12 protein-coding genes are annotated in these 20,093 nt (G+C 31.4%); all 12 read left to right on the top strand.

Going from position 1 to position 20,093, the window contains the following annotated elements:
• Window positions 1-42 precede the first annotated feature (42 nt).
• The 12 genes from GXK57_RS15535 to GXK57_RS15590 all read left to right on the top strand — a co-directional run bounded on the left by GXK57_RS15535 (window position 43) and on the right by GXK57_RS15590 (window position 19,925).
• Window positions 43-1,791 carry an ABC transporter ATP-binding protein gene (locus GXK57_RS15535; RefSeq protein WP_160678139.1) on the top strand — a complete coding sequence of 583 codons (1,749 nt, stop codon included), beginning with the start codon at window positions 43-45 and terminating at the stop codon, window positions 1,789-1,791.
• A complete protein-coding gene (locus GXK57_RS15540) occupies window positions 1,736-3,544 on the top strand; it encodes an ABC transporter ATP-binding protein (RefSeq protein ID WP_160678141.1) in 1,809 nt (602 codons plus the stop codon). The genes GXK57_RS15535 and GXK57_RS15540 overlap by 56 nt, the downstream gene beginning before the upstream one ends.
• Window positions 3,545-3,697: 153 nt before the next feature.
• A complete protein-coding gene (locus tag GXK57_RS15545) occupies window positions 3,698-4,174 on the top strand; it encodes a hypothetical protein (RefSeq protein ID WP_160678143.1) in 477 nt (158 codons plus the stop codon).
• 442 nt (window positions 4,175-4,616) lie between these two features.
• Window positions 4,617-6,647 carry a methyl-accepting chemotaxis protein gene (locus GXK57_RS15550; RefSeq protein WP_160678145.1) on the top strand — a complete coding sequence of 677 codons (2,031 nt, stop codon included), beginning with the start codon at window positions 4,617-4,619 and terminating at the stop codon, window positions 6,645-6,647.
• Between the two features lie 467 nt (window positions 6,648-7,114).
• Entirely contained in the window at window positions 7,115-8,119 is a 1,005-nt protein-coding gene (locus GXK57_RS15555) for an ATP-binding cassette domain-containing protein (RefSeq protein ID WP_160678147.1), read from the top strand.
• Window positions 8,103-8,900 carry an ABC-2 family transporter protein gene (locus tag GXK57_RS15560; RefSeq protein WP_160678149.1) on the top strand — a complete coding sequence of 266 codons (798 nt, stop codon included), beginning with the start codon at window positions 8,103-8,105 and terminating at the stop codon, window positions 8,898-8,900. Before GXK57_RS15555 ends, GXK57_RS15560 begins: the two co-directional genes overlap by 17 nt.
• Entirely contained in the window at window positions 8,884-9,681 is a 798-nt protein-coding gene (locus GXK57_RS15565; protein ID WP_160678151.1) for an ABC-2 family transporter protein, read from the top strand. Before GXK57_RS15560 ends, GXK57_RS15565 begins: the two co-directional genes overlap by 17 nt.
• A 367-nt stretch (window positions 9,682-10,048) precedes the next feature.
• Window positions 10,049-10,612 (top strand): sigma-70 family RNA polymerase sigma factor, encoded by a 564-nt coding sequence (locus tag GXK57_RS15570; RefSeq protein WP_160678153.1) that lies wholly within the window; start codon window positions 10,049-10,051, stop codon window positions 10,610-10,612.
• 2 nt (window positions 10,613-10,614) lie between these two features.
• Window positions 10,615-11,979 carry a hypothetical protein gene (locus tag GXK57_RS15575; RefSeq protein ID WP_160678155.1) on the top strand — a complete coding sequence of 455 codons (1,365 nt, stop codon included), beginning with the start codon at window positions 10,615-10,617 and terminating at the stop codon, window positions 11,977-11,979.
• Window positions 11,980-12,382: 403 nt separating this feature from the next.
• Window positions 12,383-14,629 carry a DNA helicase RecQ gene (recQ, locus tag GXK57_RS15580; RefSeq protein ID WP_243156450.1) on the top strand — a complete coding sequence of 749 codons (2,247 nt, stop codon included), beginning with the start codon at window positions 12,383-12,385 and terminating at the stop codon, window positions 14,627-14,629.
• Between the two features lie 446 nt (window positions 14,630-15,075).
• Window positions 15,076-16,041 (top strand): FAD:protein FMN transferase, encoded by a 966-nt coding sequence (locus GXK57_RS15585; protein ID WP_160678157.1) that lies wholly within the window; start codon window positions 15,076-15,078, stop codon window positions 16,039-16,041.
• A gap of 137 nt (window positions 16,042-16,178) precedes the next feature.
• Entirely contained in the window at window positions 16,179-19,925 is a 3,747-nt protein-coding gene (locus tag GXK57_RS15590) for an FMN-binding protein (protein ID WP_160678159.1), read from the top strand.
• The last annotated feature ends 168 nt before the right edge of the window (window positions 19,926-20,093 follow it).

The following is a 20,093-nucleotide window of genomic DNA, read 5'->3' on the forward strand; positions in this document are numbered from 1 at the left end:
GAAAATTTTTTAGTGAGTTTTTTATGAAAGGGGGGCGCACTGTTGAAAGATAATTTAATTTTAAAGTTTGTAAAAGAAAATAAGTTAACTTACTTTATTGGAGTAATATTCATGTTTTTAACATCCTATATTCAATCTTTGTTTCCTAATATTTTAGGAAATACCATTGATATTTTAAAAAAAGATAATTTTGATTCGAGAAGTGTAAAACTGAATATTATATATTTACTTTTAGTGGCTATTGCTACTTTTATAACAACTTATCTTTGGAGAAATTTTGTTATAGTCAATGCAAGAAAGTTAGAATGTTCTCTTAGGGAGAGGTTATTTGATCACTTTCTAATGTTGTCGCCGGATTTTTACAACAATCGTAAGACTGGAGATCTTATAGCTTATGCTATTAATGATATATCTGCAGTTAGAATGACTTTTGGTCCTGCCATAGCCATGTCTATAAATGGAGTAGCTATTTGCATAATATCAATTTATTCTATGGCTAGATCTATAAACTGGAAGATTACCTTAATCTCACTTCTACCAATTCCAATAATATTACTTTTTATGATGAAGATAGGTACCTTGATACAGAAAAGATTCAAGATAGTTCAAGAAAGCTTTGGAGCTATATCTGATAGAGTGCAAGAAAATATATACGGAATAAGAGTTATAAAGGCTTATGTTCAAGAGGAGCATGAGCTTAATAACTTTGAGAAGTTAAATCAAAATATGAAGGATGCTAACATAAACATGATTAAAGTGTCATCCTTTTTATCACCAGCCATAGAGATATGCTTTAGTATAAGCTTTGTTATTAACTTAATATATGGTGGAAACGCAGTTTTAAAGGGATCAATTTCCCTAGGAAGTTTTATAGCTTTTAATGGATATTTAACTATGATAATGAATCCAATACTATCTATAGGTCGTGTAATAACTATTTTCCAAAGAGGTATGGCTTCTTTAAAGAGATTGAATGATATATTTAGCCAAGAACCAGAGGTTATAGACGGTAAGAAAAGATTTATAAAAGATATAAAAGGAAATATAAAAATTACTTCTTTAGATTTTTCGTATAAAGGAAGTGATAAAAAAGTGTTGAAAGACATTAGTTTGGATATTCCTTTAGGAACCACCTTAGGAATAGTAGGGGAGACTGGTTCGGGAAAAAGTACTTTAGTTAATTTATTGCTGAAGTTATATAATGTTAAGGAAGGCTCTATCTTACTAGATGGGAAGGATATAAATGATTATACCCTATCCACATTAAGAAAGAATTTTGGATATGTACCACAGGATAACTTTTTATTTTCGGCCTCAATAAAAGATAATGTAAAGTTTTTTAAGGATCAATTCAGTGATAAGCAAGTTGAAGAAGCAGCTAAAAATAGCTGTATATATGATAGCATAATTAACCTTCCCAATGGCTTTGATACTGTACTTGGAGAGAGAGGTGTTAATCTTTCTGGTGGGCAAAAGCAAAGAATAGCCATAGCAAGAGCATTAGTAAAGGATCCATCAATACTGATATTAGATGATTCATTATCAGCAGTGGACACTATAACTGAAGGTGATATAATAGAAAATTTGAAAGAAATAAGAAAAGGTAAGACCACTATCATAATTGCGCATAGAGTTTCAGCAGTTGAGATAGCAGATAAAATTATTGTAATGAGACATGGAAGGATAGTAGAGTTTGGTAACCACAAGGAGCTTATGAGTAAGAGGGGGCATTATTATGAAATTTATATGGAGCAATACAACCAGAAGAAACAGGGACTTGAAGTTTCATAAAGCCAAAAGTCTCACAAGGCTATTACAATTTACTATGCCATACATAAGAAAAATAATTCTGGCTGCTGCATGTGTAATATTAGTAAATATAGCTCAGCTTCTTAAACCTTATATATTAAAACTTATAATTGACGATTTTTTAATTAATAGGAGTGTACAGTCAGGTATTCATTCTATAGATGCTATGGCATTTTTGTATTTTATAATAGTTTTACTTGGGGGTGTATTTACCTTTGCTCAGGTAAATCTAATTAATAGAGTTGGACAGGATATAATGAAGACTCTAAGAAGTAAGGTTTTTAAAACAATTCAATTATTACCATTATCATATCTAGACAAGAATTCTTCAGGCAGACTCATTACTAGGGCTACTAATGATGTAGAAGCTCTCAGTGAGATGTATACCGATGTTATTATAAACCTTTTTAAAGATGTCTTTCTATTGATAGGAATTGTTTATGCCATGGTAACTTTAAATCTAAAGTTGGCTTTAATATCCTTTTCAGTAGTTCCAATTATGTTTTTTATAGTGTTTTTACTAAAGAAAAAGATTAAAGATAATTTTACCAATATGAAAAGTCTAATAGGTAGAATAAACGGGTTCATGGCTGAAAGTATCTCAGGAATGAAGGTAATACAGATTTTTCAGGGAGAAAAAGAAAAGAAACAGCAATTTCTTAAACTAAATGGTGATTATTTTGATACTACTTTATTTCAAGTAAGGTTAAATAGTATATTAAGGCCAGCCGCAGATATATTTCAATCCTTAGCAGTGGCTATAATTATATGGTATGGCATGGGAAAGATTGCTGGTAAAACCCTTGAAATTGGTGTGCTTTACGCTTTTACAACCTATATAAAGCAGTTTTTTGCACCAATATCAGACCTAGCGGACAACTATACTACAATTCAGTCAGCCTTAGTGTCTGCGGATAGAATTTTTGAACTATTAGATGAAGAAGATACCTTGGAGGATATTGGTAAAGGCTTAAATATCAATAAAATAGAAGGAAATATTGAGTTTAGGCATGTATGGTTTTCCTATAACAATAAGGATTGGGTGCTTAAGGATATAAGTTTTAAACTTAATAAAGGTGAGATGGCTGCCTTTGTAGGGGAAACAGGTTCGGGAAAGACTACAATAATAAATCTTATTAGTGGATTTTATGATATACAAAAAGGGGAAATACTTATAGATGGAGTAAATATAAAGGACATCAGTAAAAAAGATCTGAGAAGAAACATATCAGTAGTGTTGCAAGATGTGTTTTTGTTTTCTGGGAACATAAGAATGAATGTAACTCTAAATGACACTATAGATGATAAAGTTATAAATGAAGCGTTAAAAACCTCATATGCTTCAGATTTTGTAAATAGTCTTGGAGAAGGCTTAGATCATCCTGTTATGGAAAGAGGTAGTACTTTCTCATCAGGGCAAAAGCAGTTGCTTGCTTTCGCTAGAGCTCTTGCTCACAAACCATCAATATTTGTATTAGACGAGGCCACAGCCAACATTGATACCCATACAGAAAAATTAATACAAAAGGCTATTGATAATGTGGTTATTAATACAACAACTATAGTTATTGCTCATAGACTTTCAACTATTAGAAATTCTGATAAAATAATAGTTTTAAAAAACGGAAGTATTGTGGAGATGGGGAATCATAATGAATTAGTAACTCAAAATGGATATTATAAGAAGTTACTAGAAGAGGGGCTGGAAGAAGATACTCAAGAATATCTAGCGTAAAGTATGTAGTAATCTACCACTATATTTCATAAATGCACTTTATATGGTATATGATGAAAAAAAATTTTCTTATAGTTATATTTGGTATAGAAAAATGTAGAATATGGTGTATAATTTACTAGAGAACAAATGTTTTTGTGGGGAAGGGAAGGAATGTACACCGTAATTGATTTAATTGACAAACTTATTGAGATTGACAGAAGCTCAGAAGAATACTATCTAAAAATAAGCGAGGATGATAAATTAAAAGAAAAGATAAAAATACTTACGAAGGCCTTAGCTAAAAAGGATAGGAGACACATTGACAGATATCTTGAAATAAGATCAAAAATTCAAGATGATGATGATGTAGAAATAGATTTTTTTACCTATGATAAAGCAGTTAAATTGATTTATGAATTCACTGGATTTAGGAAAAAAGACGAATTTAGTCTAGGTATTAGAGAATTTGTGCTAGATGCACTGGAATTTGAAAAGGAAAGCTTAGCCTTGGTATTGAGGATAAGAGGTCTTTTGGTAAATTCTCAAGCTGATACCTATAAAGAAAACTATAAAATTCTGACAAGCATAGTAGAACTAGAAAAAAGCCACGTAAAAGATATAGAGGGGCTTAAAGAATATATTAGTTAAATAAGGGCTTTGGTAAAATTACTAAAAGCTCTAAATAAAAGCCATACATAAAAGAGGATGTTACTCTTTTTATGTATGGCTTTTATTTTTGACTCTGCTAGTGCCAGCTTGAAATTAAGCAGTCAGTTATTGAGATTTTAATAAGATTGGGAAAAAAATTATTATAGAGTAAATAGGTGAAAATTTATGTTGGATATTGAAAGATTTTAAGATGTTTTATTGCAAGGATACACTAATATATTAAAATATTATAGAAACAAATATATTTTAATTTAAAAAACTATTAAATATTGTGGATTTATCTAAAAGGATTTGAGCTGAGAATATAGAATATATATTGTAAGCATTTAGTGTTTTAGTAAAAGTAAGTAGGCACATGTATGTATACGGTTTCCTAAAGACAAAACAGATATCATTACTTTCAAATTAAAGGAGGATAAAAATGTCTATAAAGAAGAGATTACCAATAGTAATAATTACAATAATAATTGTATCTGTAGGATTACTTTCACTGGTGACATATGTTAATATGTCAAAAGCTCTAAGAAATCAAAGCGATGGCGAGATGAAGTCCTTAACCACAGAAGGTGTAAAAACTTTAGAGGCGTTAATAGAAAAAGAAAAGCAAGCTAATTCTATGCTTGCTAGTAAAAATGAATTTATTGATATACTTTCAAGAAAAGCTAGTGGCGAGGAGTCAGAGGATTTAAGAGCTAAGATAACAGATGCTACAACCTGGCTTAAAAACTACTCAAGTAAGGCTGCGAACTTGGACAACGTATTTGTAGTTGATAAAAATTACAATTCTGTAATAGAAGGGACATCTAGTTTTGGGAAGGATCATAAGAATGAAGATTATCTTAAAACTGCATTATCTGGCATAAGTGTAATAAGTAGTACTTTGACCTCTGGATCTACAGGAAGTCAGATAATCGTATTTGCTTCTCCAATAGTGAAGGATGGAAATGTGATTGGGGCTGTGGCTTCGTCAGTTACTTGCGAAAGTTTTTCTAATTACTTAAAAGATTTAAAAGCATCTGCTTCAAAGTCTAGTTACATATATATTGTTGATGGAGCTGGAAATGTTGTGTACAACCCAGATGACGACAAAATAGGAAAGACTGTTGAAAATGACAAAATAAAGGATGTAGTAGCAAAAGTAAAAACTAATCCAGACCTAAAGGGTGATAAAATAGAATATACCGAAGCTGGAAAAGCTAAGTCTGCTTACTACGAGGTAACTGTAGGTATGAACTGGATTGTAGTTCTAGCAGAAGATAAGTCAGAAGTTATGAGTCCAATAATTAATACTATGATTACTTATCTTGTATTGGCAGTAATTATAAGTGCTTTTGCAGGTATATTTAGTATATTTTTCTCAAATAGAATAACAAAGCCTATATCTGATATAACAAGTCTAATAAATGATACGGCGGAACTTAACTTGGTGTTTAACGAAAAGTATGGTAAATATGAGAAGTATAAAGATGAAATAGGTACAATGTTCAAGGCTGTTACTGCTACTAGAGGTATACTTAGAAGCATTGTCAATAATTTAATATCAGTGTCTGATCAAATAAATGATAATGCTATATTAATAGAGGATATGACTAAAAACTTAAGAGTATACGCAGATGAAACTTCATTAGAAACAGAAACCTTATCTGCTAGTATGGAGGAAAGTGCTGCTACAGTTGAGGAGATATCCGCATCTTCAGGGGAAGTTAGCAATGCTATTGAATCCATATCAGAGAGAGCTTCTGAAGGTAGCATGGTGACTAATGATATTGCAGAAAGATCCAAAGAGCTAAAGGATAACGCCGTTAGTTCGGGTAATAATGCAAAGAGCATATACTTTAGCGTTAGAGAGCAACTAGAGACAGCTATCAAAAAATCAGAAGCAGTTAAGCAAATTGATATATTAGCACAATCAATATTGGAAATAACAGAACAAACCAACCTTCTAGCACTTAATGCAGCAATTGAAGCGGCTAGAGCAGGTGAAGCTGGAAAGGGATTTGCTGTTGTTGCAGATGAGGTTAGAGCATTGGCAGAGCAATCAGGTAATACTGCTGCTAATATTCAAAATGTGGTTAAAACTGTTAATGCATCAGTTAAGGATTTAAATTCTCAAGCCATGAGGGTATTAGAGTTTATAGATACGCAAGTACTTCAAGACTATGAAAATTCATCAAATTCATCAGAACAATACAACTCAGATTCACTAAAGGTTAATAATTTAATGCTTGAGTTTAGTGCAACTTCTCAAGAACTAACTGCTACCATTGAAAGTATGTCTACAGCTATAATAGATATAGCTCAAACTGTTAATAATGGAGCAGCTGGGATAACAAATATAGCGACAAAATCTTCTGAAGTTGTTGAAAAGGTAAAAGTTATAGAGGATAGCATAGCTAAGAGTAAAGAAAGCTCAGAGAGCCTAAGAGAAATAGTAGCTAAATTTAAACTTTAGGACTGTTAAAGTATAATTTCAACAATATTATTAAACATAGCCAAAAATATTATCAACATATTTCAGAGTATGATAACTGTATTGTAATTTTTTGGTGCAATATATAACAAAGTTACAAAAATATGAACTAGGTATGAATAGAGGTTTACAATTAGTGGTAAATAACATATAATATTTTTAATATGAGAGTGTACCTAGGGTTCCGATATTAATATATGTCTGGTCCGAGCGGTACAGGATTTTTTCTACACTTTTAGGATAAAAGCCTAAAGGACGAGTCTCAAGCTGAGATTTGTCTTTTGGGCTTTTTTTTATTGTCTAGGAAAGTTCTTAGCTAAACCTATTAATTTCAAGGGTTTAGAGAATGTATTTAGGATTAAAAGTAAAATAATCTTATTCGCCTGCCGGATTTTTCTCATATGTATTGGTAAAGGTAGATGCGTAAAAAATATTAGGAGGAGAGAAGTATGGAAATAATCAAAGTAAAAAATCTATGCAAAAACTTTAAAGTAAAGACAAAAGCCCCAGGGCTAAGAGGTAGTGTTAAATCTATTATTTCACCTAGCTATAGGCAAATTGAAGCAGTAAAAAACGTATCTTTTCAAGTTGAAAAAGGAGAAATATTAGCCTTTATAGGACCAAATGGAGCTGGAAAGTCAACTACCATAAAAATGCTTACAGGTATACTTCATCCTAGCAACGGTTATGTTGAAGTAGCTGGATTTAATCCATCAAAAGAGAGGAAGCGGTTAAGTTATAGGATAGGTACAGTTTTCGGGCAAAAGTCTCAGCTTTGGTTTCATCTACCACCTCTTGACAGTTTTAATCTTTTAGGAAATATATATGAAATTGATAAAAATAAGCTAAAAAAAAGGATAGACTTTCTGAAAGAAATCTTTGAGATTCAAGAGCTGATGGATATACCTGTTAGAAAGCTTTCTCTTGGACAAAGGATAAGATGTGAGATTGCAGCTTCCATACTTCATGAGCCAGAAATAATATTTCTAGATGAGCCGACTATAGGCTTAGATGTAGTAGTAAAGCAAAATATAAGAGATTTAATCCTTAAGCTAAATAAGGAAGAGAAAACCACTATATTTCTTACCTCTCATGATTCAGGGGATATAGAACAGTTGTGCAAAAGAGCAATAATTATAAATCATGGAGAACTAGTGCTTAACGAGAGTATCAAAGATCTTAAGCATAATTATTTAAATAAGAAGGTTATAAGTATAAAGTATGATGAACCAGTTAAACTCATAGATAATAATTTTAAGGTGATAAAAAATAAAGAAGGATCAGTAAAAGTAGAGGTTGATACATCAAAAAATGATATAGAAGTTATTTTAAGTGGTCTTATAAGTAAAGGAAAGGTAAAAGATATAACCATATCAGATCCTCCACTGGAAGATATAATATCTCATATATATAAGGAAAACAGGGAGGGAGATAGGAATGCGGTTAATTCGTAAGTATTTACAGATATCAAAGATAAATATGTCCAATAACTTGGTTTACTTTTGGAACTTTTTAAGTAAAAATCTGTTTTTCATATTTATAATGTTTATATATTTGATGCTATGGAGAAATATATACGGAACTAAAGGAAGCACTGTAGCAGGTTTTACCTTAAATCAAATGATATGGTATTTAGTATTTACCGAGCTTGTGACTTTGACCAGAACAGATATACATCTTCAAGTAAACGATGATGTTAAATCAGGTAATATAGCATATCTTCTAAATAAGCCTTACAATTATGTAGCGTACTGTTTTTCTTACTTTATTGGTGAATTAGGGATAAAATTATTAACCAATGGAGTAATAGGAATTGTGATCGGACTAATCTTTGTGGGACCTTTACAAAGCTTCAACTTAGCCTTCTTACCATTTATTTTCTTATCACTTATCTTAGGTTGTATAATAAATTTCTTTATTTATATAAGTATTGCTTTATTATCTTTTTGGTTTGAAGACAATAATGCCTTCTTTTGGATATATTCAAAGCTTATTTTTACTTTAGGTGGTATGCTTATGCCTATAGAATTTTTTCCGAACTGGCTAAAGACCATAGCTCACTTTCTTCCATTTTCTTATGTAACCTACGTACCTGCTAAACTTGCAGTAAACTTTTCCTTTTATGATTTTTTTAGAGGGTTCTCAGTGCAACTAGTATACCTAATGGTATTTGTGTTACTTTCCGCAACTATGTATAGAAAGGGGGCAAAGAATCTAAATGTTAACGGAGGTTAGAAAATCCATAAAGTTAATTGCTTTTTATTTTAGATTCAACTTATCATCGGTAATGGAATATAGGGTAAGCTTTTTAATTCAAACCTTTGGTATGATATTAAATAATTCAGCTTTTATATTTTTTTGGTGGATACTTTTTCACAATGTAAGTTCTATAGGAGGTTATGGCTTTAAAGATGTTATGATGCTGTGGTCTATAATGTCAACAGGTTTTGGAATAAGCTTTGTAGCCTTTGGTAACCTGAGCAATATAACAAGGATGATATTAAATGGTGAGTTAGATACCTACTTGCTTCAGCCTAAAGACCCACTTTCAAATATAATCTGCTCAAAGACTGTAGTATCTGCTTGGGGAGATACAATGTATGGGTTAATATTGTTTATAATACTGAATGGAGTTCATATAAAGAGTTTACTTTTGTTCATCACATTTTCTATAACCGCAGCTTTAATTTTTGCTTCAGTACTTGTGACCTGTCATAGTATTAGCTTCTATGCAGGAAATGTAGACAGCTTGGCAGGCCTTATCACTGAGTTTATGATAAGTTTTTCTATATATCCAGAAGGTATATTTAGTGGTGTTATAAAGTATGTTTTATATACTGCAATACCAACAGTATTTATGGTGTATATGCCTGTAGAGATAATAGCAAAATTTTCAATTGAAAAGACAGCTGCAGTAATCGTAGTAACAGTACTATGGATAATTATTGCTTACACTATGTTTTATAAAGGTCTAAAAAAATATGAGTCTGGTAATTTAATAATAAATAAGCTTTAATGGTATAAAAAATTAATAAATAATAATTAAGCCATACATATATAGGATATAAGTTCCTTGTGTGTATGGTTTTATTCTTTAGGAAATGTTTATGAAAAAAGGCTTTGGCAAAGTATAATTAAAAAGAGCTTATTTCTTTCCTGTTAAATTACATTTTATAGAACCTTTGTATAAGTATGGTTAAAAGAGCTTAATTTTAACTTAGGTAAAAAATAACAAAGACATAAGCTTTATGTTAGTTTATTTGAAAAATTAATATAAATGCATGAGAGATTTTATCTAGTTAAGTTGTATATATTTATGAAATTAACGTTAATTGAATATCAATAAGAAGTAAATTGGAACATTTTTATATGGAGGACTGAGCTTGAAGATTAATGATGACAATTATTTATTAGAACTAAGAAATAAAAATCCTAAGGCACTGAAGTATATTATGGAAAAGTACACGAGACTTTTATATGGAGCTAGTTTAAGTATACTAGGCAGCTATGGCACCAAGGAAGATATAGAGGAGTGTGTTCAAGATACCTTCATCTATTGCTGGGACAACATAGGTAGCTTTAGTGAAGCTAAAGGAAGTTTTAAAAACTGGCTTGTGATAATATGCAGAAGCAAAAGTTTAAATAAAAGAAAGAATTTATCTAGAAATTCTAAATTGATCGATATAGATGAAGTAGACATAGAATCGATTACGCAGCTGGAAGCAGATTATATAAGCAAAGAAAACAGGCAAAAGCTAATAACTGCCATTAAGGATTTAAAAGGAGTAGACAGAGAAATATTTATAAGAAAGTACTTTTTCTATGAAAGTAGTGATTCTATATGTGAAACTTTAAACCTTACAAGAACTGCTTTTGATAATAGAGTTTATAGAGGAAAGAAGAAAATCAAAGAAATGCTTAAAGGCTATTACATGGAGGTGCTTTAGTAGTGAGTAATAGAGAAATTGATATATTAGATGGGTTTACTGAAGAGGAATTAGCTGAAATTTTGAAAGACACTGATATTGAATTTAAACATGATATAGATGAAGTGACAAAGCAAAGGATTATGAATAATACATTTTCTAAAATAAAGGCTAACAAGGGAAGCTTTAGGCTTAAAAGCTTAAAAAGAAGAAATATTATAGCAGCTTCCTTGGCGTTAATTGTGGTATTTTCAGTCTCACCTTTTGGTAACAAAGTATTTGCAATGGTCAAAGAGACTTTAGTGCTAATTCCTGGAATTGGTGCACAAAAGAGCACTGGAGGAGATGAAAGTATAAAGTATGTTTTGTCTCAGCCTATAGGTTGGAAGAATGGAAAGGAAGCCATACTTATCAAAGGAGCTACCCTTTCAAAATCTAAGTTAGAGATAACTTTTACTGGAACCTCAGAAAAACTTTTCACTCCAGAATACTTCGCCAAAACTGAAAGAAAAAAGATAGAAGAAGATCAGACTAATTTAATTTATGTTAAAGATAAAAGTGGAAAAGTATATAAAACGGAGAGTTGTAGTATGGGAGATGATGATGACAATAATTTTCATGGGAAATTTACTTTTGAGGGAAGTGAGGAAAATCTAAAAGAGTTTGAGTTGTATACAAATAACAAGCTTATTTCCCATGTTGCTTTGAAAAAAGCTGAAGAAGTAGCAATTGAAGATATTCCTAATAAATCAATAAATCAAGGAATTACAATAGGAGCCTCCAAAGTTGAAGTTGATGATAATGTTATTTTGACTCTTATAAGTCCAAACTTCGGATATGATGTTAGAGAAAAAAGAGTTGGCGGCTTTGGCTATGATGAAAAACTTGGAGAAAGGACTAATACCTTGGTTGATGCAGAGGGCAAGAAAGTTGATTTAAAGTATGGCAATTCATATGAAGCATTAAATGATATAACTTTTAAGAATACAGGAAAGTTCCCATACACATTAACAATACCTACTGTAGGCTTAGATTATGAAATAAATGAAAAAGTTCAAGTGGATGTACCTAGTAAAGAGGAAAGTATAAACAAGGATATTATCCTTGGAAAGTTTAAGGGAAAGTTAATTAAAGCAACAAAATATAAAAAGGAAAATAAAGAGGTTTTATCAGTATACTTAAAAGTTCACGGTGGAAGTGAAGTTGAAAGTCCAACATATGCATCCGTTAAGGATGATTCATTCAAGGCTTCTAGCATGTACACTCAGGCTGATGGAGTACAGGTATTTGAGTTTGAGATAGATGATAATACGAAAAAAGTAGACTTAACTTTCGATAGAGTAGGGGCTAAGCTCAAGGGTCCATGGGTTATAAAAGTAGATAAATAATCTGTAAAATACCTATATGTGACAGATCAATTTATAGTATTGAAATATATTATAAATTGGTCTGTTTTTATATTTAGATTTCTTAAAGTGCTGTGTTTAAAAATAGTCCAATATTTAAAGATATATAACTGCATTTCATAATGTATTAAAACTATTCTTTCAATCAAATCTAAAAAAAAATATTTATTAGTTATGCTATAATGAAAATGGATATAATCATAAAGGAAATACTTATATTTATGGTTATAAGAGGCTACAAAGCCGTATTAACACTATATATTTATATGATTATATGTTTTTATAATTATATAAATATATAATTTTAGTTAAATTAATTTATTAGAAGTTGAGCTGAATTAATACTTAATATAAGGATAAATATTATTGGAGGAACAACGTACTTATGGATCTACAAGCAAATATGGATATTAAAGAGTTTGATGATAAGGCCTTAGAGATTCTGAGCAAATATTTTGGATATAACTCCTTTAGGCCTGGGCAGAAGGAAATAATTGACGAGATACTTAAGGGTAATGATACTGTAGCAATAATGCCTACTGGTGGAGGTAAATCTATATGTTACCAAGTACCAGCCATGATTATAGAAGGCTTAACTATAGTTGTTTCACCTTTGATATCTCTTATGAAGGATCAGGTTGACGCAATTAGAGATATTGGGATAGAGTCGGCTTATATAAACAGTACCTTAAGCAATAAAGAGATAGATGAAATTTTTCAAACTGCTCTATCGGGAAAATTAAAGGTGCTTTATGTTGCGCCTGAAAGATTAGAGACTTCTCAATTCCTTAACTTAGTTTCTACAATTGAGGTTGGGTTTGTAGCAATAGATGAAGCTCACTGCGTATCTCAATGGGGACATGATTTTAGAACAAGCTATAGATTCATAAAAAGTTTTATTAATAGCTTAAATAAGAGACCTATTGTGGCTGCTTTTACTGCTACAGCTACAAGTGAAGTTAGAGAAGATATTGCAAAGCTTCTAGGCTTGCAGCAGCCAAAAGTTTTCATCTCAGGCTTTGATAGAGAGAATATAAAAATAAATATAATAAAAGGTGCCAATAAAAAGCATTTCATTCTGGATTTTATAAAAGAAAACTTAGAATCAGCTGGAATAATATATGCGGCAACAAGAAAAGAAGTGGATAGTATTCACGAATATCTAAGTTCTAAAAGCATAAGTTGTACTAGATATCATGCAGGACTTAGTGATGATGAAAGAAGTAGAAATCAAGAGGACTTCGTTTATGATAGATATAATGTTATGATTGCTACCAATGCTTTTGGTATGGGAATAGATAAACCTAATATTCGATATGTCATACACTATAACATGCCTAAAAATATAGAAGGGTATTACCAAGAGATAGGTAGAGCGGGAAGAGATGGGGAAGAAAGTCAGGCTATACTTCTATTTTCGCCTGGAGACATACATACTCAAAAATATATAATTGATATTGGAACAGGTAATGAACTAAGAAAGGTAAATGAGTATAAAAAGCTTCAAAATATGACTGACTTAGTTTATAGCAACGATTGTTATAGAAAATATATATTAAATTATTTCGGTGAAGAGTATGATAAAAAATGTAATAAATGTAGCAATTGTGAGGTAGAAGGCGAACTTACCAATAAGACCTTAGATGCTCAGAAGGTTTTATCTTGCGTATATAGAATGAAAAGACCTTATGGAGTTACGGTTCTAATTGATACCTTAAGAGGCTCTGAGAATAAAAAGATAAAAGAGATAGGATTTCATAAACTTTCAACTTACGGAATAATGAAGGATTATTCAAAAGATGAACTTAAGAATTTCATAAATACTTTAGTGTCTCATAGAATATTAGCTTATGATGAAGGGGAGTATCCGGTTGTAAGATTGAATGAAAAGTCTATGAGTGTACTTAGAGGTGAAGAAGAGGTTTGGTTTAAGGAAATACAGAAGGCTAAGAAGATAGTAGAGGATAATTCTTTATTTGAGATCCTAAGAAATCTGAGAAGAGAAATAGCCTCAGAAGAAAAAGTTCCGCCTTATATAGTTTTTGGAGATGCGACTTTAAAAGAAATGAGTTCTAGATTTCCTAAAAACCTAGAACAATTAGGTGATATATCCGGTGTAGGTGAACTGAAATTAAATAAATACGGAGAAAGATTTGTTAATACTATAGCTAGATATTTAGTAGAGAATCAGCTAGATGTATCTTTTGAGTATAAAAAGAAGGAAAAGACTGTTAGAAGTGCTTCAATTTCAAAAGAGTCTGATGAAAAGCATTTAGAAAAGTTAATAAAACAAAAAGAAAATGCAAGTAATAAAGAAGTTAAGAAAAAGTCCTATATGATTACAGTTGATATGCTTAGAGACAGGTTGAGTTTGTTAAGCATAGCAAAAGAGAGAGAAATCACTATTTCTACAATTTGTAGTCATCTTGAACAATACGTTTTAGAGGGTAATGAAATAGATTTTCAAATTGATTTCACAGATTTTCTTAGTGTGGATAAAGAAAAGTTAATATTAGAAGCGGTGAAAGAAGTAGGGGATGAGAAACTAAAACCTATAAAAGAAAAGGTTGCTGATGAAATCTCTTATGATGAAATAAAAATTGCTCTTTTAAAGAATAGACTGATAGTGTAGTTAGTGTTAAAGTTCTTTTTTGAAATTAAATTATTAATCATCACGTACTATAGTGAGCTTATATTACTTTAGAAGAATATTAAATATAGGTTAAAGTATTATTTAGTGATAAGACTTTAACAGTTATAATTATTTCTGTTTTTAACAAGTTTTTTGAGATAAACAATAAAAAACATAAACATATAAATGGTAAAATGGTTAACTTAGTAAAATATAGAGTAGCAAGCACCATATAAAAAGAGATTTATGACGTCTTTTTATATGGTGTTTTATATTGGAGATGATATAGTAAGTTAAAAATTTATCTTGATAAAGAAAAATTAACATAAAACTTTGGTAAAAGTTATTGCAATTAGCAAAAAAAAGCTTTATAATGTGAAATGTTTGACAATGAAAATCGATATCAATAACAAACTTAAGGTGATTTTACGTGAAAGGATACTGGTATGAGCAATTATTATGAAATTGAAACATTATGCATGGGGACTATAATAAGTCAAAGAGTATATGGTATCAATTCGGAGATAGCAGCAATTAAGGTTGAAGAAGAGATGAAGAGACTAGAGTACATCATGAACTTTTTCTCTGAAAATAGTGAAGTTTCTAGAATAAATAAAGCAGCGGGAAAATATGCTGTGGAGGTCGGTGCAGAGGTTTTATATGTGCTTAATAGAGCAAAATACTTTTCGGAAGTTTGTAAAGGAACCTTTGATGTTACGGTTGGACCTCTAGCTAAGCTTTGGGGCATTTTTACTGATAAAGCTAAGATTCCAACTAAGGAAGAAATTGAGCAAGCTATTAGCTGTGTAAGTTATAAAGATATAAGTATTGACAATGGACTAGGGGAAGTAAGGCTTATGAAAAGTGGTGAAAGTATAGACCTTGGAGCTATAGCAAAAGGATATGCAGCTGATAGAGCCATGGATATATATAGGCAATATAGTATAGAATCGGCTTTTGTAAATCTAGGTGGTAATGTAATGGTTTTAGGAAATAAACCAGACAATTCACCTTGGAGAATAGGTATACAAAATCCTTTTCTTGAGAGAGGAGTATGCTTAGGGGCAGTAAATGCATTTGATAAAACTGTAGTTACTTCAGGGGATTATGTAAGATTTTTTGAAAAGGATAATAAGAAATACCATCATATTATAGATCCAAGGACAGGATACCCATCTGACTCAAATCTTGTTAGTGCAACAATAGTAGCAGATCAATCAATCGGTGCAGATGCTGTATCTACTGGCATATTTATACTAGGACTTGATGAAGGGATTAATGTAGTTAAAAATTTGAAAGGTATGGAAGCAATTTTTGTCACAAAGGAAAAAGAAGTTCATATTACTAAAGGTTTAGAAAGAGACTTTACATTTTTTGAAGGAATGGATGATTTTAAGGTAATAACTAGATAGAATTTTTGTGGATGCTATTTATTTTTTAATAGCTATATTTTTTGAGATATTAATGATAATGAAAATCATTAATACGTTTTTGTTTCTTATTATTTAGCCTAAAATATTTAATTTTACTATCTTGTGGAGGGATTATTTTGAACACTAAAGCTTTAGATTTTAAAAAGAAGATAAATAAATTTAAGAGAAAGACATCACCGCTGAAGATTACCAGATTTTTTGTACAAGTAATATTTTTATATTTCTTTTCTGGATTCTTTACTTTAGCTTTTACAGGCTTTAAGAGTACACTTTTGAGAATGACAAAGGAAGACTTTAGTCTAGCCAATTCCTTTACCTTTGTTGCAGCTTTTGCAACGGTTGTTGTTTTATCATTTTTGGCTGGAAGGATATTCTGTGGTTGGTTGTGTGCATTTGGAACCTTTAATGATTTCTTATATTTTGTAGGTAGAAAGGTATTTAAGAAAAAGCTAAAGATATCGGAAAAGCTAGACAGAAGATTAAAGTTCTTAAAGTATATCATACTAGTAGGTATTATTATTTTTATATGGTTTATGAATTTATCACCTCAAAGTAACATGAATCCATGGGATGCTTTTGCTCAAATTCCTCAAGCAAAAACTATGATTACTCAAATTCCAGTAGCTTTTATTGTATTGGCTTTCATAGCTGTTGGTGCTATGTTTATAGAAAGATTCTTCTGTAGATATCTTTGTCCTCTTGGAGCTGTGTTGGCTATAACTTCAAAGTTTAAGATAATGAAGATCAGTAAACCAAGTGCTCAATGCGGTAAATGTACAATGTGTACACATAATTGTCCAATGGGCATCAATTTATCAAAGGTTGAGGTAGTTGATAGCGGTGAGTGTATATCATGTTTTAAGTGTGTTGATACATGTCATAGAAGCAACCCTCAGGTTGTAGCCTTTGGTAAGTTGAATTTTAGATGGTATGCTACAGCAACTGCAGCAGTTTTAATATTTGGACTTATGTTCTGGGGAAAGAAATTTGTAAAGCCAGAAACTAAATTTGCTAATAAAGTATCTACAGCTCAAATAGCGGAAGCTGACGAAGATATATATACTGATGGTGTTTATACAGGTATAGGAAAGGGATTTAGACCTAACCTAAAGGTAGAAGTTAAGATTTTAAAAGGAAAGATAGCTGATATTAAGGTGATTTCTCATGATGAGACTAAGGGATACTATGAGCAAGCTTTTGATATAGTACCAAAAGAAATAATAGCAGCTCAATCTGTAGAAGTTGATACAGTATCAGGTGCTACAAAGTCAAGTAATGGTATAAAATCAGCAGTAGGTGATGCACTTAATAAAGCGAGAAAGAAGGGAACTAAGAGTAAGGCTTCAGAAAATAATGTTCAGGAAAGTACAGAACAAAGTTCTGAAGAAAATAAAACTTCTCAAGCTACTGATGTTTCAATGGATAAAAATGTTAAGTTCAAGGACGGAGTTTATACTGGTGTTGGCACAGGTTATCAGCCTGGACTTACAGTATCGGTAACTATAAAGGATGGAAAGATAGCTGATATAAAGATAGTGTCAAGTAATGAAACAGCAGGATTCAAAGAAAAGGCTTTTGCAGTAGTGCCAAAGGAGATAATAGCAGCACAATCAACTTCAGTTGATGCAGTATCCGGTGCGACCTTCTCAAGCAGAGGAGTTATGGCAGCAGTTAAGAATGCACTACAAAAAGCAGTTATAAGTGGTGAGCTACCAGCAGATTCTAACACTAATTCAGCTTCAGCAAATACTAATGGTAGTAGTACAGCAGCAAACAAAGCTCCAAGTGAAGATAGTGCAAAAGTTAATGATACCAATCTTAAATATAAAGATGGGGTTTACGAAGGAATAGGACAAGGTTTTGGTAAAAATCTTAGGGTTTCAGTTAAAGTAAGTGGTGGCAAAATAGCTGATATATCAATATTAAGCCATAACGAGACTAAAGGTTTTTATGAAAAGCCATTCGAAATAGTACCAAAGGAAATAATAGAAAAGCAAAGTACAAATGTAGATGCTGTATCAGGGGCAACATACTCAAGTAGAGGTGTTATGGCTGCAGTTAGAAACGCACTAAGCAATGCAGTGGTTAGTGGTGAAATGCCAGCAGATACTACACCAGTAACTTCAGCTCCTGCTGAAAATATTACACCAAATAATGAGAATAGTAGTAATGCTAATAATCAAAATGGAAATAATACAACACCTTCAAATAGCACTAATGCTACAAATAGCTCTAACTCAACAAATAGTTCTGTTTTATACAAAGATGGCCAATATACCGGGGTAGGTAGAGGCTTTAGTCCTAATCTTAAGGTTTTAGTTACAGTTAAGGATGGAAGGATATCTGAAATAAAAGTGTTAGAACATGATGAAACTGAAGGCTTCTATGAAAAAGCTTTTAATACAGTACCTAAGGAGATAATCGAAAAGCAAAGTACTTTAGTAGATACTGTTTCTGGAGCAACAAGATCAAGTAAAGGTATAATAGAAGCAGTAAATAATGCCTTAAAGGATGCTGTAGTTGTTTCAAATAATAATGAAAACAACGGCGGCGCAACTAACAATGCAGGTAGTGGGACAACTACTCCAGGAACAGGAAACAACACTAATCCTGGAAACACAACTACTAATCCTAGTGGTAATGGAACTACAGAACCAGGAAATCAAAATAATAATGATAATGGCATAGAGATTAATAAGAATGCTCATTTATATAAGGATGGAATATACACTGGAATAGGAAAGGGAAGAAGATCTAACCTTATAGTTGATGTAACTATAAAAGATAATAAGATCACAAATATAAATCCTGTATACTATAGAGAAGACAGAGAATACTTTAAAAATGCTATGGAACCAATGGCTCAAAAAATAATTGCAGCACAATCTACAGAGGTAGATGTGGTTTCAGGTGCTACGCAAACCAGTGATGGAATAAAAGAAGCTGTTAATAATGCAGTGGAAAAGGCATTATATAAGGATGGAACTTTTGCAGGATCTGCAAGAGGATATAATAGAAAAGATATAATAAATGTTAAGGTTACAGTAAAGGAAGGAAAACTTACTAATATTGATTTAGTATCTCAAAGTGAAACTCCAGAATACTTTGAAAAAGTATGGCCGGTGGTACCAAAGGAGATTATTAAAACTCAATCAACTTTTGTTGATACAGTTTCAGGAGCTACAAGATCAAGTAATGGCGTGATAAATGCTGTAAAGACTGCTTTAGCTCAAGATCAATCTGTAGGTGAAGTAAGCACTTATCCATCACAAGAACAAACAATTGCTCCTTTTAGAGACGGAATTTATAAAGGTACTGCTACAGGCTATAAGGAAAACCTTAACGTTTCTGTAACTGTAAAGGACAATAAGATAATAAAGATAGATCTAGGTGATAACCAAGAAACACAAAAATATTTCTCTAAAGCATGGCCAGTTGTTCCTAATTCAATTATTGACAAGCAATCAGCTTCAGTTGATACAGTATCTGGTGCAACAAGATCAAGCCTTGGAATAATAAATGCAGTTAAGGATGCTTTAAGACAATCAAAGTTAGCGCTTACAGCAGATCCGGTTGCTCCTTATAAAGATGGTACTTATAGAGGAATAGGAAAGGGTTATAAGGATGGCTTAAATCTAGATGTTACGGTAAAGGATAATAAGGTAGTAAGTATTGATTTGAAAGAAAATAACGAAACACAAAAATATTTCGAAAAAGCTTGGAAACCTGTTTCAGGTTCAATATTAGAGAAGCAATCTACTCAAGTTGATACTATATCTGGTGCGACTAGATCTAGTAATGGAATAATTGATGCGGTGAAAGATGCACTTAGAAAGGCACATGACGCTACTTTAAACTTATAGTATTAGATAAAGAAAATATAAGAAATTTTACATTTAATAAGAGAACAAGTAATAGCAAAAAGCTAGGACAGTATGTCCTAGCTTTTTTAAGCATAAAATTATATATGAAAATAATAAAAAATGCAAGTGTTATGATTTAAAAATGTAAAAAAAACGAATTTTGATTTA

It is taken from the genome of Clostridium sp. C8-1-8 (genome assembly GCF_009928445.1).
Taxonomy (GTDB): Bacteria; Bacillota; Clostridia; order Clostridiales; family Clostridiaceae; genus Clostridium_AR.

What these genes read in the sequence shown, in the direction of transcription:
- GXK57_RS15540 (WP_160678141.1), top strand. Translation starts at nt 1,736, where the DNA reads ATGAAATTTATATGGAGCAATACAACCAGAAGAAACAGGGACTTGAAG.
- GXK57_RS15545 (WP_160678143.1), top strand. Translation starts at nt 3,698, where the DNA reads ATGTACACCGTAATTGATTTAATTGACAAACTTATTGAGATTGACAGA.
- GXK57_RS15550 (WP_160678145.1), top strand. Translation starts at nt 4,617, where the DNA reads ATGTCTATAAAGAAGAGATTACCAATAGTAATAATTACAATAATAATT.
- GXK57_RS15555 (WP_160678147.1), top strand. Translation starts at nt 7,115, where the DNA reads ATGGAAATAATCAAAGTAAAAAATCTATGCAAAAACTTTAAAGTAAAG.
- GXK57_RS15560 (WP_160678149.1), top strand. Translation starts at nt 8,103, where the DNA reads ATGCGGTTAATTCGTAAGTATTTACAGATATCAAAGATAAATATGTCC.
- GXK57_RS15565 (WP_160678151.1), top strand. Translation starts at nt 8,884, where the DNA reads ATGTTAACGGAGGTTAGAAAATCCATAAAGTTAATTGCTTTTTATTTT.
- recQ (WP_243156450.1), top strand. Translation starts at nt 12,383, where the DNA reads ATGGATCTACAAGCAAATATGGATATTAAAGAGTTTGATGATAAGGCC.
- GXK57_RS15585 (WP_160678157.1), top strand. Translation starts at nt 15,076, where the DNA reads ATGAGCAATTATTATGAAATTGAAACATTATGCATGGGGACTATAATA.